Genomic DNA, 13,335 nt, shown 5'->3' on the forward strand with positions numbered 1-13,335 from the left:
TCAGTCGTCGGTGAGGCCCGTCTGGAGACTGAGGCTCCCTTCATTGTCCTCGACGATGAAGGCACCGCCCTTCGTGTCGGTGCTCGCATTGCCGAGTTCGATCAGATCGTCCGTCTCATGTTCGTGGTTCATGGCTTTCCTCCATTTGAGAGAAACGTCATGGCCATGACCGCTGCAATGTAGCGCGTCTGATAATTATACGAAGCTTATAATCCTGTTATATCGCGATTATTCCGCGATCGCTGCTTCGACATCCCGATCCGCCCGAAGCCGGGTGTGAGAACATGCCTGGACATGCACCGTCACCTTTAGTCGCAAGACCTGGACATCCGCGACGGCCACCCGGCAGCGCACCGGTCGGGCGTGCCTCGAGTCGTCATTGAGGCATTGCGAATGATGCGTTGCAACATAATTGTCACAAACCGGAGGCTTCCGACGCCGCCAGCTACGCCCCCGGCCAGATCGTCACTGGTCCGGCGCGGGAACCGCGAGCAGCGGCTGAGCCGGGGACGCGCCTATAGGGTAGAGAGCATCGACGCCGAGGCGGGCACGGTCTCGCTCGCCAGGCCGCAGGGCAAGAGCATCGCCTGGTCGCCCGCTAGATGGGGCGGCGACCAGGCGGAGGCGTTCGTCGAGGTCGAGCAGGCTGCGCACTGGGACCCCATCCAGTTCACCCTCAACAACCGCCGCGCGGGACGGTTGAACGGACACACCGCCAGCGTGGTCGGGATCAATCCGCAGCATGGCGGCATCGTGGTTGAGCGCGAGGACGGCAAGCACGAAGCCCTCGATCTCTCCCGCCTCGCCGATCGGAATATCCGGCCAGGGTGGGTCCGCACCATCCACCCAGCCCAAGCGACGAGACGCCGCCGCAGGCGATGGCACAACGAGATGGAGTTAACAGTCTTCGCCTCGAATGCCTTGTATAAAGGTCGGAGCCTGCGGGTTCCTGACGTGATTTCAGCGGACACGAAACCTGTGCCATAATGCTAAATACGATTACCAGAATGGTCGACGAGATGTTGCGAGCTATTTCGAAGGCGATGCCACCTCCTTCAATTTCCTCCACTCATCGCGCATCTCAGACCACCGCTGTGCTTCAACTCGCTGGGTGGGATCACTTGGCAACTCGTCCTTCAGCCAGAAATTGAACCACGAAACATTCCTATTATAGACAGTGCCGCATCCCGATGCTGGCAAACGCGAGTATCTGCTCATCGAGCTGAAGCGGCCGCTGCTGAAGCTGGGACGCAAGGAGCTGGACCAGGTCGAGGACTATGTGAACGCGATCCGGGAGGAGGTGGAGTTCACCCACACTGATACCAGCTGGAACTTTTTTCTCGTCGCGAGCGAATTCGAACCGGAAATTCACAGCCGTATCTACCAGAAGGACGGGCCCCACGGCCTTTTCCTCCATGGCGACAATTTCAGGTTCTGGATCAAGACATGGTCTGAAGTGGTGCGCGAGAATGAGGCACGGCTCCAGTTCGTCCAGCAAAAGCTGCAGGTCGAGGTCTCCGACGAGGAGATCGAGCAGCGCATTTCCGACATGCGGCAACTCGTGGTCAAATAGACCGGAGCGCGTTTCGCAGCGTTAATCGAAGCAAGCGTCACCGCGCCCGAGGGCGCGGCCCGCGCTCTACGGCCCTGACGTGCCGCCGAGCCCCGTGATCCGGGTCTCGGCCAAAGGTAACGATCGCTGACGTAGTCGCGGTCGCCGCGTGCTGTCGACGCGGCCGCGTTCTCTTGTGGGCCTTCCCTTGTCGGCGGGAGTGGCCGGCGCTTCCGCCTGAGGCCCGTCGCGGCGGGCGCAACCCCGCTGCGCGGGGTGCTTCATGCCATTGCGCCACTACGGGTTCTCTCTCCGCTGAAGCCGGGCCTCCTCTGGTCGCGTCTCGCCGCCCACCCCCGCCGGGGCTTTTGGGGCGGGTCTGGAGGCATATCGCCGCCAAGGACGACTGACGGACCATCGCGCAACTAAGATTGCGCGAAAATTGACGTGATTGCGCGATTCTCAGAATAGTTGCGCATTGACTCGTTTAGTTGCGCGATTCAGGTTGCGCGCAACTAAGGAGATCGCGTGGCACGACCGATACCCGAAGCCGATCTTGAGGCGATCGAAGCCGTTGTGGCGCAGCACGCAGGCGGTGCCTCAGCTGCGCAAATTGCCGCGGCGCTCGCCAATCCCGGCGCGCGCCGCACCCTTCAATATCGCCTCCGCGCGCTCGTCGATGCCGGTCGATTGCGGCTCACCGGCGACGGTCGCGCTGCGCGCTATCATCTCCGGGGGGAAGCGATCCCCGAGCCGGAAGCCGCTGACGCGATCCCCTTGTCGCCAGAGAGCCAAGCGCTCTTGGCCTATGTCCGCCAGCCGGTCGCGGCACGACAGCCGGTCGGCTATGATCGCGCCTTTCTCGATGGCTATCGGCCAAACGAGACCTTTTATCTAACCGAGGCCCAGCGCGCCCAGCTGGCAACAATTGGCAAACCCCAGATCGAGGCTGCAGCTGCCGGCACCTACGCGAAGCAAATTCTGAACCGGCTGTTGATCGACCTCGCCTGGAATTCCAGCCGGCTTGAGGGCAATACCTATTCTCTGCTCGACACGCGCCGCCTGCTGGATTTCGGTGAGGCCGCCGAAGGTCGCGGGCAGCTCGAAGCGCAGATGATCCTCAATCACAAGGACGCGATCGAGTTTCTCGTCGCCAATGCCGACGACATCGGGTTCAATCGCTGTACCATCCTCAATCTACACGCGCTGTTGGCCAACAACCTGCTGGCCGATCCGGCCGCCGTCGGCCGGCTGCGAAATATTATCGTCGGCATCGACGGCTCGGCATTTCATCCGCTGGAGGTGCCGGGCCTTATCGAGGCATGCTTCGATCAACTCCTAGCTACGGCGGCGGCGATCGGCGACCCGTTCGAGCAGGCGTTCTTCGTCATGGTTCAGCTGCCCTATCTGCAGCCCTTCGATGACGAAAACAAGCGGGTCTCCCGTCTCGCCGCGAACATCCCGATGATCAGGGCGAACCTCGCGCCGCTGTCCTTTACCGATGTTCCCGGCGATCTCTACACGCGCGCGACCCTTGGGATTTACGAGCGAAACGATGTCGCCCTGCTGCGTGATGTCTTCCTGTGGGCCTATGAGCGATCCTGTGGGCCTATGAGCGATCGGCCGCCCGCTACGCGGCCGTTCGCCAATCGCTGGGTGAACCAGACCCCTTCCGCCTGCGCTATCGCGAGCGCTTGCGCGACATCGTTCGGGATGTGGTGCGCGGCCCCATGGATCGAAAGACCGCGCGCGCGCACCTCTCGGCAACCGCGCGTGACGAAATCCCAGAGGGCGATCAGGAGCAGTTCGTCGAGGTTGCAGAGACGGAACTGCTCGGGCTGCATGAGGGCAATTTCGCGCGCTACCAAGTCCGCCCGTCGGAATTCGCGGCCTGGCGTCTGATCTGGAGCCCGGCATGACTGTTCCGATGATCCTGCGCTTGAAGATCGAGCGCTACCGCGGGCATCCTCACGGACCGGAAAGCAGCCTGGAAGGCCTCGAGGACCATCCGGTTGTCCATGTCGCTCACCAGGATGCCGACGCCTACGCACGCTGGGCCGGAAAGGTGCTGCCGACCGAAGCGGAATGGGAATTCGCAGCCTGCGCCGGCAGCGATGAGACGGACTATGCCTAGGGAGATGCGCTGGCGCCGGACGGTCAAATGCTCGCGAACTACTGGCAAGGCCCCTTCCCCCACGGCAACACGCGGGAAGACGGTTATGAGCGCACCTCTCCGGTGCGGAGCTACCCGCCCAACGCCTATGGCCTGTACGACATGATCGGCAATGTCTGGGAATGGACCTCCGACTGGTTCGCGCAGCCCCGGATCGAATCCAAACGTCGCGGCAACTGCTGCGTCCCGGCCAACCCCAGAGGCGGGCTGAAGCGCGAGAGCCTTGATCCCGTCGCACCGTGGATTACCATTCCGCGTAAAGTCCTGAAAGGCGGGTCCCATTTGTGCGCGGAAGCTACTGCCGGCGCTATCGCCCGGCTGCTCGCCATCCGCAGGCGATCGACAGTTCGACGAGCTATATTGGCTTTCGCTGCATCGTGCGTGCTCCTCTTGCAGCGCGATCCAGTCGACGTCGCAAATCCTGAAACTTCGCCTCCTGGTTTTTACCAGCGACTGTGCAAATCAATCGAAGGTCTATAGCGAGGTTGGGCTGCGCAGAAGGACTCGAACCGCTCTGTCCGTTCACGTCCAGCCCTTTCCACGAATCCAAATCATGTTATAGCTGGCTTCGGCAAGTCGATGATTTGATTGATAGATCAGTTACTTGACCACCCGCCCCATTTTATCTTCTGGGGGCACCATTTTTGGACGCCATGTGCGTCCAGCAAGCGTCTGGTTTTACAGCACAAATCGACTGATGCTCGCCGGCTGAATGTCCGGTGACGTCCGGTCAGAACCATCAACAGCACAACATTCCTGATGGTGCTATAGATGGTCCCGGATCGACCGGGCCTGCTGGGAAGACTCCAATGCTGACTCACATCAAAATCACATCCGCCAGGCCCGCAGCGAATTCCTATCTCCTGCCCGCAGACGTAGCCCGTCGAACGGCTCATATACTGCACCGACCTTCCAGGTGGTCACACCGCCCACGGTATTGTAATGTGTATAGCGGAAAGCACCATTGACCTCCAGCAGCCGTGCAAACGCCAGCCTGTCCGAGGGTCAGGCCATTCCCTTCCGGCCATCCTTGCCCCTCGCCGGCATCGCCATGGGCGGAGACACCGGTGTCGCCCGTGTCGACGTCTCGAGCGACGGCGGTCGGCAATGGCATTCCGCAAGCCTTGGCAAGGACCACGGCCGCTACAGCTTCCGACAATGGGAAGTGCAGGTACCTCTCAAGGCGCCGGGCAAAGTGACATTGATGACACGCTGCACCAACAGCGCCGGGGTCACGCAGCCCATGCGGCCCGTGTGGAACCCGAGCGGCTACATGCGGGGCAATGTCGAAATCACCCATATCGAGGTGCGCCAGTCATGAGAGGCAGGTTCCTGGCAGTTGTTGCAACCCTCGCGCTCGCGCTTGCGGCGCTTGTCTGGGTGGTTGTGCGCCCTCGAGCCGACCATGCGCCGGCACCGTCGACACAGGCGAGGTCAGTCGCCAATGAAAGCAGCGTTTCGTTGCGGTCCGAACAGGTTGACCTTCCCGCCGACCTGGAGGAATTCCGCGATCGACCCGGCGTGGCGGCCGTCAGCGCCAATTGCACCGCCTGTCACTCGGCAGGCATGATCCTCACGCAACCGCCGCTCTCCCGCAAGCAGTGGACGGCGATCATAACGAAAATGCAAACGACTTTCCACGCCCCGGTGGTGGAAGACGATATACCCGCAATCCTGACCTATCTCGTCGACCTGTCCGCCGTGGTTGAAGCGGAAAGCGATGGTAATTGAACGTGCAGGGCAATTTCGCCGGGCGACAGCATTTCGCAATCCGTTCGCGCGATGAAGTTCGCGCATTCCTGAACCATCCCGTGCTCGGACCACATTGCCGTAAATGTGTTCGAGCGTTCGAGGATTTGCGCACAGGGGACTCGGCCCCTGTGCTTGGCACTTTGGACGCGGACGTGAAAATTGCGAAGTGCTTAGATTGGCGTGACCGCATTTGCCCCGCCCTCCCGCTTACTAGTTTGAAGAGGGCCGCTCGGCGCCCTTGAGCGAGGCGGGATCATGACCAACAAGACCAGTGGAAGGAAGTTCATCGTCGGTTGCGGCTTGGTAGGCGTGGCACTGGCGACGATCCTCATGTCCGAAGAGACACGAGGGGGGGCCAGCACTCCTGCCCGTCAGGCAGCTACGCAGGCGTCGCCGACGACCAGCCGGTCGCCGCAGCCCCAAGCCCTCCCGCCTTCCTCATCGCGGCTCAGCGGCGCCCAGCAGGCTCTCCATGGCCTCACCCAAATCCGGCAGCAGCAGTGTCAGAGTGGCAACCATCTGGCCTGTCAGGTCCTTCCGCAGATGCCTTCCTACGGTCTTAAGCTCACGCAACTGGACGGAGCGTGCCAGTCAGGCGACCACAACGCCTGTGGAGACTTCGACAAGCTCTCCGGCCAAATTTCCACGGCCTACTCCGAGAGCGCCACCGTGATGCAGGCAGGCGAGGCGGGCATGGCCCAGATGAACGCCTGGCGAGCGCAGATGAACTCCAACGCTGCGGCCAGTATGGCGAACTTGAGAGCCCAAGGTGCGGCAAGCCAAGCAGCTCAGGAGGCGCGGCAGGAGTCCTACGACACAACGAACCGCAACTGGAAGGCAGGACAGGACAGCCTCGACCGGAATCATGGCCGTGCCGTTGATGGCGTCTACGAGGGGACCACGATGGACGGCGCCGGGGTTCAGGCTCGCGTCCCCTATGGGTCCACCGGGTATACCGATGGTAATGGGAATGTTCTTGCGGTGCCGAAAGGCGGGAGGGCGCCTGATGGCTGGCAGGAGATGAAGGAGACCTACAAAGCGCCTCGGTAGATCGTGAGCCAAGAGCGTTTTGAAGATGGAAAACGCGTGAGATTCATTGCGATAACTTTTCTGCGGATAGTCCTAAGCGTCTGCGGATAGTCCTAAGCGGCGTGGACAAATTTGAGCCAATATCTAGCTGTGGCGAGATGGACCATTCCGAGCAAGCTGTTGGCCAGTTGATCGTATCTGGTGGCGATGGCGCGGTTGATCTTGAGGTGGCGGAAAACCCGCGCGTCAACGGTGCCAATCAGTGTGAAGGCAACCCATGTCGAAAGGACCCAAGCCTCTTGAACTTAGGAAAGTTGGCGGCTCAATCCGACACACTAATATGGGGCACGCCCGAACGAGACTTGATGGTGGACCCGCCGTGGACCCGCAAATCTGGCTGAGCCGCGTGACGGGGCGGTTACGTCGCCATAAGACTTTGATTTTCAGATCGGGCGAGGGATTCGAACCCTCGACCCCAACCTTGGTTGGGTTGGGTAACAGTGCGCTGGGGCGTGATCGGTAAACAGGAGGATGGCTATCTCCGGCGCTTGCTCATCGTCGACGCCACGGCGGTCATGCGGATGGTTTGTGAGAACATCGCCCACTCTTCGGGCCATTCATGTGACTTGTAGAACGGCCGCCCCCGGACTCGAACTGAGTATCCAAGTACATCCAGCCCTTTCCACGAATCCAAATTATGTTATAGTTGGCTTCGGCAATCTAAAGTTGATTATTTTGGTTGATAGATCAGTTACTTGACCATCCGCCCAATTTTATCTTCTGAGTCCGTTTTCATCTATTAACGTCCACTTTCGTCTGGGTAGTTCGGCATGGCGCTGCGTTCCCACGCCGCCTGTCTCTCTTGTAATTTGTCAGAAATGTGTATACACGTTTCTGACAAAGGAAGTTGGCATGCGCGGACCGGGTCTCGATCTCAAAGGTGCCATATCGGGCCGGATGGTCTCTGGAGGTGTGCCTTCAGTCTGGACGCCGCAGGACTTTCTCGATCTTGGCTCTCGCGATGCCGTCGATCAGGTGCTCCATCGACTGACCCGCAATGGCGACATTCGCAGGATTGCCCGCGGCCTCTATGACAAGCCGAAACTCAACCCCCTCACGGGCAAACCCACGCACCCCGATCCGCGCGCCGTCGTCGATGCGCTGGCTCGCCGGGATCAAGCCCGTATCCTCGTCGATGGCGTAACCGCAGCCAACGATCTAGGACTTTCCGATGCCGTCCCTGCTCGCATCGTCGTCCATACCGATGCAAGATTGAAGCCCATCACGCTCGGCAACCTCAAGATCGATTTCAAAACCACTGCGCCAAGTCGGCTTCATTGGGCTGGGCGGCCAGCGATGCGTGTCGTTCAGGCCTTGCATTGGTTGCATGACGCCGGGGGCGATACCGATCCGGATGTTGCCAAGCGTCTGCGCAACATCTTCGCCCACCCTGATCACGGCGCCGACATCGTCAACGACCTCCAGGCCGATATGCTGACGCTTCCGCTCTGGATGCAGAATATCCTGCGCAATACGATGCCGGTTACCTCGCCGACTGACCGCCTGAAGGCCGAGCGAGCATGACAATGAATGCCGCTTACGCCCAGTTCCTGGCGGCCGATCCAACAGATCGACGAGATGCGTTCATCGGCGCCGGGCAGCGGCTCGGCACGGCGCCCCAGAATATCGAGAAGGATTTCTGGGTCTGCTGGACCCTTGATGCGCTGTTCAACGGTCCGGCGTCCCACGGCCCACGCTTCCTGTTCAAAGGGGGTACGTCGCTGTCGAAGGGCTTCGGCCTGATTCAACGTTTCTCCGAGGACATCGACATCACGGTGTTTCGCGAAGACATCGGCCAAGACGCAAGCGTCGAGGCGCTGCAGGAGATGTCCGGCAAGAAGCGACAGGCCAAACTCGATGCCATCAAGGCGGCATGCCAAGCCTTCATAGGCGGAGACCTGCTCGCCCAGCTTTCGGAGACCCTAGCCGGTGCAGTTGGCGAGGGCATGGCAGGCGCGAAGGTCGAACTCGATCGGGACGATGAAAGCGGACAGAGCCTTCTCCTTTGGTATCCAAGCGTGACCGCCGAGTCCGATGGCTACATCCGCAAAGCCGTCAAAATAGAATCCGGGGCCAAATCCGCTCTCGACCCTCATGCCCGCCATAGTGTCGTTCCCTATCTCGCCGATGATCTGCCCGGCCTCGATCTAACGGTCGCCAACGTGACCATCGTCGACGCGGAACGGACCTTCTGGGACAAGGTCGTCATTCTCCATGGCCTCCGCCGCTGGTTCGACGCCCGCCAGGTTCTGCGTGCGGGTGGCCAGCGCGTCTCACGCCACTATTACGACGTGCATCAACTGATGGTCGCCGGAGCGGGCGCTTCCGCAATGGCCAATCAAGAACTCGGCAGGGATTGCGTCGCGCACGCCCGGATGTTCTTCAACAGCCGCGACCTCGACCTCGCTCACGCTGAACCCGGCAGCTTCTCCCTGACGCCGACCGATGCGATGATCGCTGACCTCCGCCGCGACTATGGTGCCATGGCCGGCATGATCTTCGGCGATGTGCCCGACTTCGATGCCGTCCTCGCGACCGTTGAAACGCTCCAGCGCTCGCTGAACGAACCGGCTGCTTGATTATCGCGGGCGGCTTCGCCCTTTGTCCGAAATTTGTAGGCGTATTTCTGACAAAGAGCAGCCGGATGCCCGAAAAGACTCGAACCATCCCGTCATGCGGGGTCCAAGCTCGTTTACCGGCGTCCAGATACCCAATGATTTAATCGGCATGGCACGGCCCAATGATGACCTTCTGAGGCATCTTATTCATTGCGACAGTCGCCATCTGTGATCAGCGGGTTGCGGCTGCTTCCGACCAGAGCCGGTCGTTCAGTTTAGCCACCGAGATGTCCGTTTCTGGCGGAAGCTGTCGATGGGACGCATCGAGGCGGATCGTCAGCAACACGCCATTCTTGTACATTCCAAGGAGACGTCAACTTGCTTCAAAAACGTATGATAAAAAAATAGTCAATTTTAAGGTGATAATTTAGGATTCCTGCGCGCTCGGCTAATCGCGCAAAGGCGGCGAAAATATAGGCAGAAAGCGGGATCTATTCCCGCACCCTTTTCCTGAGGTTGCGTATAAATTCTGCGCCATAATAGCTTTCTAACCTACGCAAATAATCAGGCTCGACATCTTCAACGAAGGCTAAAATCCCCTGGACATGCATTAATTGATCATTTGTCAACTGACCGATAAGTGCCCGATGCACTTCCGCCCTTATCTCCCGTTTGCGCTTTCTTCCGAGAGAAACCTTGCCATCGTTGGTTAATATCAAACCTGTAACCTGTCTCTTGTATTTTTTTGTAGCAGATATGGTCTTGTCTGGATTTATATTGAGCCGTGGATAATGATTATTTTTTATCGCGCGCGCTATAACCTTAGGAACGTCAATCATGTTCCACATCCGTGAAGCGGAAAACGTTAGATCGTCGGCATATCGTGTGTATATGACTTCATCTTTGGCAACCTCGTCAGTGATAATTTTGTCAAATTCAAACATGAGAACATTGGAAAGTGCCGGGGAGGATGGCGCGCCAATTGCAAGCCTTAATATCGTGGAATTGGCTGGCTGGTGAAATAAGATATGCGTGCTCAAACCGACATCGACAGTATCGGCGAATACTCCGTGATCTCCGCAGTATTTAATCCAATCTCGACCCTTTATAGAAGGGAAGAAGTCTTTGAAGTCAAATTTCTTTATACTTTCGTTGTGAACATGTCGAGTGGCGTTCTCTTTCAACGAAATGCCTTGCCGGTAAGCCGTTGCTGCTGAGTGCACGGGAAGTTTGTAAAGCACGTGTTCAAGCAAAATTTTCTGCAGTACTTTAACTTCTCGAGCAGGCTGAGAAATGGTTCGTTTCCCACCATTCCTCTTAGATATGGTATAGGTTTTATACCGCTGCGGAGCATTTCGCGCGATTGACAGTATATCCGAGCGGGAAAGACCGGTGTGTTCGATCATCAAGTTTAGCAAGAATGTCATCGTACGGCCCCGCTCATAACGGCCTGGATTCCCGCCCAGCGGTTTTGGTCTTCATTTTGCCAATGCTCACGTATTGAAAGGCGACGGCGCTCTTTCTTTTTTTCTCGGGCTTGGGGGGCAGCTTTGATTTGCGCCGCGTCCTTTTCAAGGTCAGCAGCGACATAGAAGGTTTTGATCCCTCTACGCACTTCGTGAACCCAGCCCACTGATATTGCGCACAGGAGATACGCCCTAATCTTCTCTGTCTTAACGTAAACGTTAAGATGAAGTAGAACCTCATCAATTTCATTTATGGTAAGCGCGCCCCATTCCTGCAGAACGCCCACTATTAATTTTATGATATGGCCAGGGTTATTTTCATTAAATGTCGTAGAACTCTTCTCTTTTTCTACGTGATATTTAATGGGCTCTTCAAGTAATGCTTTTAACCGTGAGGGATCGGCTGTAACCCTATATTGATCTATTCTAATGATGTCCTCACTGCTAATGACGCAGACGCGGTCATCACCGTGGCGCTTCGACAGATAGGTCAGTGGGCCCAACTTAACAAAAGAGTCATCAGACCAGTACTTATCTTCGACTATAACAAATAGCCGTGATGCTATTTCATCTATTGCGCAAAAAGCACCAAGCTCCGCCAAGCTTCCACCACTTTCGCAAAACAGAATTATCAATTCTGTTATTTGCGCTAAGTCAGTTTCAAATTCCAGAATGTTTTCATAATGTTCGGAGAAAACGGAGAGCTTCGTAAAATCCTCGGCTTGAATAACATTTCGGGATCGAGTGCTTGGGAAATCCGCAATTTTCAGGAACGCATCGCGTAACGACACGGGGTTAGGCTCGTCCACGCCAGTGAACATGCCGCCACAAAGAAAAATGACGCCTGTGGGAGCTTGGACGTGGATTTTACCCCCGTCCAAGTTATCCAGAAATGGCACCAAGGCCATTAAATGCTTACCCCAAGCCCCACAAGAGAGCGCTGTGCGTTCGAGCGGAGCGGCCCCATGGGCGAGCGCGCAGCGCTCTCTTGTGGGGCCAAAAAACTAGCCAATATAATGATGTCTGGCGAAACGCCAGACCAAGCACCGAAGTGCTTACCGCGTAAGCGCGTCCTAGCTATCAGCTTCATTCCCCCTGTCAACCGCCACTACCGATAACGAAAAAAGGTTCGTTTCGACAAGTCGCTATTTTTTGATCGCCGGAATGCTCTGTCAAATCGATCTGCTCAGCCGCAGTCTCGGCGTATGGGAGTCGACTGACTTCGATGCAGCTTAAAGGCATAGCAGAGTTAGATCACTCGGAGCTTCGTCGATAGCAGCTAATTAAATTTCGAAAATCGACCTGCCCGCTGTCGACCAAAAGACATTAATCGTCTGGCACGTCTACTTATACCGATTGATATTATCCTTGGTGGATCGATCTGGATTGTCGCGCACCTGTTCGCGTCCATTAATTTTCACTACATGCGTGTCGGGGTGTTCGCCGCGCTTCACCTCGGCTACGACATTTCTCCGAGGTACGTCCTTCCTGCCGCCAATATCATAGTGCTCATTACGCCCACCGGGGCCATCGTTTTTGCCCTTAATCTTCGTACTCTTTTGCTCTCATCTCAATTGCAGCGTTAGCCACGAACGTACCTACTGCCATGTGCTATTCAACGCGCCAGCTTGCAGTCGTTCCGCTTTCGGCCACTTCTGTCGTTCTGAAATGTCGGTGGGGCGAACGTTGAGAGTCGGCTTCTGATAAGAGCTGGCGTACCACATGTCACAGGTGAACGGCAGCAAAGTCCCAAGATCGGACGCGGGCCGGCCCCGAACAAGGACTCAAACCAGTTCGTCCATCGCCGTCCGGCCTTTTCCGCGAATTGAAAGCATGCTAGTGCTGCCCGTGGCGGCTTCGCAAGTCCATGATTTGACTGCGAAATCAATCGCTTAGGCTGCCCCGCAGAAAGCTCTTCTGGGCACCATTTCTGGCCGCTAAGTGCGTCCAGAACCGTCCAGTAAGCCACTGGTTTTACAGCATAAATCGCCTGATGATCGCCGGCTAAATGTCCAGTGACGTCCGGTCAGAACCATCAACAGCACAACATCCCTGATGGTGCTATCGATGGTCCCCGGATCGACCCGGCCTGCTGGGAAGACTCCAATGCTGACTCACATCAAAATCACATCCGCCAGGCCCGCAGCGAAGACCTATCTCCTGCGCGACACCCAGGGCCTGTATCTTGCCGTTCAGCCTACAGGCTCGAAGCTGTGGCGCCTCAACTACCGGTACCTCGATAAGCAGAAGACTCTCCACCTCGGCCGCTGGCCTGAAATCGGCCTGGCCGCTGCACGCGCCAGACGAGATGAGGCCCGAAAGCAGATTGCGGAAGGCATCGATCTCGCGATCGAAAAGAAGCACGCCAAAATCGCTGCGAGATATGCGGCGGCCAACACGTTCAGCGCTGTCGCGGAGGAATGGCTCCTGGAATGCGAGCGCGAAGGCCTCGCAGCTATTACCATCGACAAAATCCGCTGGCTGCTCTCCAAGGCCTATCCGGTCATCGGCAGTCTGCCGATCTCCCAAATCACTCCCCGCGAGGCCCTCGCCGTGCTGCGTAGGATCGAAGCCACCGGCGCCTACGAAAGCGCACGGCGCATGCGCAGCGGGCTTAGGCTCCGAATCCATGGATTGGCGGGAGGGGATGTGATTCAGGTTCCGTTAGGAGACTGATCATGAGCGACCTGTATTGGCTGACGGACGAGCGCGATATGATCGATCCCCAACAGTCTACTTCTCTGC

The 13,335-nt window shown here is 57.7% G+C and carries 15 protein-coding genes and 1 pseudogene; 11 read left to right on the forward strand and 5 right to left on the reverse strand.

The features are described from left to right. Nucleotides 1-132: a benenodin family lasso peptide gene (locus SLG_RS21425; RefSeq protein ID WP_148276595.1), complete on the reverse strand. Its 132-nt coding sequence runs from the start codon at nucleotides 130-132 to the stop codon at nucleotides 1-3. 333 nt (nucleotides 133-465) lie between these two features. Further along, nucleotides 466-855 (reverse strand): hypothetical protein, encoded by a 390-nt coding sequence (locus SLG_RS21430; RefSeq protein WP_148276596.1) that lies wholly within the window; start codon nucleotides 853-855, stop codon nucleotides 466-468. Nucleotides 856-1,177: 322 nt separating this feature from the next. On the opposite strand from SLG_RS21430, the gene SLG_RS13350 reads away from it, so the two are divergent. The 10 genes and pseudogenes from SLG_RS13350 to SLG_RS13385 all read left to right on the forward strand — a co-directional run bounded on the left by SLG_RS13350 (nucleotide 1,178) and on the right by SLG_RS13385 (nucleotide 9,145). Then, complete coding sequence (locus tag SLG_RS13350) at nucleotides 1,178-1,573, forward strand: hypothetical protein (protein ID WP_014077010.1); 396 nt, start codon at nucleotides 1,178-1,180, stop codon at nucleotides 1,571-1,573. 507 nt (nucleotides 1,574-2,080) lie between these two features. After that, nucleotides 2,081-3,454 carry a Fic family protein gene (locus SLG_RS13355; protein WP_014077011.1) on the forward strand — a complete coding sequence of 458 codons (1,374 nt, stop codon included), beginning with the start codon at nucleotides 2,081-2,083 and terminating at the stop codon, nucleotides 3,452-3,454. 61 nt (nucleotides 3,455-3,515) lie between these two features. Then, nucleotides 3,516-4,150 (forward strand): annotated as a pseudogene (locus SLG_RS13360) (formylglycine-generating enzyme family protein); the annotation flags it as partial. 539 nt (nucleotides 4,151-4,689) lie between these two features. Next, complete coding sequence (locus SLG_RS13365) at nucleotides 4,690-5,046, forward strand: oxidoreductase (protein ID WP_014077014.1); 357 nt, start codon at nucleotides 4,690-4,692, stop codon at nucleotides 5,044-5,046. After that, nucleotides 5,043-5,456, forward strand: coding sequence for a c-type cytochrome (locus tag SLG_RS13370; protein ID WP_014077015.1), 414 nt, complete (start codon nucleotides 5,043-5,045; stop codon nucleotides 5,454-5,456). Before SLG_RS13365 ends, SLG_RS13370 begins: the two co-directional genes overlap by 4 nt. 2 nt (nucleotides 5,457-5,458) lie before the next feature. Continuing rightward, complete coding sequence (locus SLG_RS21440; protein ID WP_269453900.1) at nucleotides 5,459-5,719, forward strand: DUF1810 family protein; 261 nt, start codon at nucleotides 5,459-5,461, stop codon at nucleotides 5,717-5,719. 13 nt (nucleotides 5,720-5,732) lie between these two features. Then, nucleotides 5,733-6,527 carry a hypothetical protein gene (locus tag SLG_RS13375; protein ID WP_041392031.1) on the forward strand — a complete coding sequence of 265 codons (795 nt, stop codon included), beginning with the start codon at nucleotides 5,733-5,735 and terminating at the stop codon, nucleotides 6,525-6,527. A gap of 137 nt (nucleotides 6,528-6,664) precedes the next feature. Next, nucleotides 6,665-6,907 (forward strand): hypothetical protein, encoded by a 243-nt coding sequence (locus SLG_RS21775; RefSeq protein ID WP_158512723.1) that lies wholly within the window; start codon nucleotides 6,665-6,667, stop codon nucleotides 6,905-6,907. Between the two features lie 511 nt (nucleotides 6,908-7,418). After that, nucleotides 7,419-8,090, forward strand: coding sequence for a DUF6088 family protein (locus SLG_RS13380; RefSeq protein ID WP_014077017.1), 672 nt, complete (start codon nucleotides 7,419-7,421; stop codon nucleotides 8,088-8,090). Continuing rightward, nucleotides 8,087-9,145: a nucleotidyl transferase AbiEii/AbiGii toxin family protein gene (locus SLG_RS13385; RefSeq protein ID WP_014077018.1), complete on the forward strand. Its 1,059-nt coding sequence runs from the start codon at nucleotides 8,087-8,089 to the stop codon at nucleotides 9,143-9,145. Before SLG_RS13380 ends, SLG_RS13385 begins: the two co-directional genes overlap by 4 nt. A gap of 211 nt (nucleotides 9,146-9,356) precedes the next feature. Here SLG_RS13385 and SLG_RS22370 read toward each other — a convergent pair whose 3' ends face one another. The 3 genes from SLG_RS22370 to SLG_RS21445 form a co-directional block, all read right to left on the reverse strand. Continuing rightward, complete coding sequence (locus SLG_RS22370; protein ID WP_269453882.1) at nucleotides 9,357-9,485, reverse strand: hypothetical protein; 129 nt, start codon at nucleotides 9,483-9,485, stop codon at nucleotides 9,357-9,359. Nucleotides 9,486-9,615: 130 nt separating this feature from the next. After that, on the reverse strand, nucleotides 9,616-10,530 hold the full coding sequence (locus SLG_RS20995; RefSeq protein WP_158512724.1) for a retron St85 family RNA-directed DNA polymerase: 915 nt from the start codon (nucleotides 10,528-10,530) through the stop codon (nucleotides 9,616-9,618). Between the two features lie 17 nt (nucleotides 10,531-10,547). Beyond that, nucleotides 10,548-11,498, reverse strand: a complete 951-nt coding sequence (locus tag SLG_RS21445) for a retron St85 family effector protein (protein ID WP_014077020.1) — start codon at nucleotides 11,496-11,498, stop codon at nucleotides 10,548-10,550. Nucleotides 11,499-12,696: 1,198 nt separating this feature from the next. On the opposite strand from SLG_RS21445, the gene SLG_RS13390 reads away from it, so the two are divergent. Continuing rightward, nucleotides 12,697-13,266 (forward strand): tyrosine-type recombinase/integrase, encoded by a 570-nt coding sequence (locus tag SLG_RS13390; protein WP_014077021.1) that lies wholly within the window; start codon nucleotides 12,697-12,699, stop codon nucleotides 13,264-13,266. Nucleotides 13,267-13,335: the final 69 nt, after the last annotated feature.

Source organism: Sphingobium sp. SYK-6, from assembly GCF_000283515.1.
GTDB lineage: Bacteria > Pseudomonadota > Alphaproteobacteria > Sphingomonadales > Sphingomonadaceae > Sphingobium > Sphingobium lignivorans.

Bases quoted from the DNA above. Each gene is read 5' to 3' on its own strand.
- SLG_RS21775 (WP_158512723.1), top strand. From the start codon at position 6,665: ATGGACCATTCCGAGCAAGCTGTTGGCCAGTTGATCGTATCTGGTGGC.
- SLG_RS21425 (WP_148276595.1), bottom strand. From the start codon at position 132: ATGAACCACGAACATGAGACGGACGATCTGATCGAACTCGGCAATGCG.
- SLG_RS13380 (WP_014077017.1), top strand. From the start codon at position 7,419: ATGCGCGGACCGGGTCTCGATCTCAAAGGTGCCATATCGGGCCGGATG.
- SLG_RS13375 (WP_041392031.1), top strand. From the start codon at position 5,733: ATGACCAACAAGACCAGTGGAAGGAAGTTCATCGTCGGTTGCGGCTTG.
- SLG_RS22370 (WP_269453882.1), bottom strand. From the start codon at position 9,485: ATGTACAAGAATGGCGTGTTGCTGACGATCCGCCTCGATGCGTCCCAT.
- SLG_RS13385 (WP_014077018.1), top strand. From the start codon at position 8,087: ATGACAATGAATGCCGCTTACGCCCAGTTCCTGGCGGCCGATCCAACA.
- SLG_RS13370 (WP_014077015.1), top strand. From the start codon at position 5,043: ATGAGAGGCAGGTTCCTGGCAGTTGTTGCAACCCTCGCGCTCGCGCTT.
- SLG_RS21445 (WP_014077020.1), bottom strand. From the start codon at position 11,498: ATGGCCTTGGTGCCATTTCTGGATAACTTGGACGGGGGTAAAATCCAC.
- SLG_RS20995 (WP_158512724.1), bottom strand. From the start codon at position 10,530: ATGATCGAACACACCGGTCTTTCCCGCTCGGATATACTGTCAATCGCG.
- SLG_RS13390 (WP_014077021.1), top strand. From the start codon at position 12,697: ATGCTGACTCACATCAAAATCACATCCGCCAGGCCCGCAGCGAAGACC.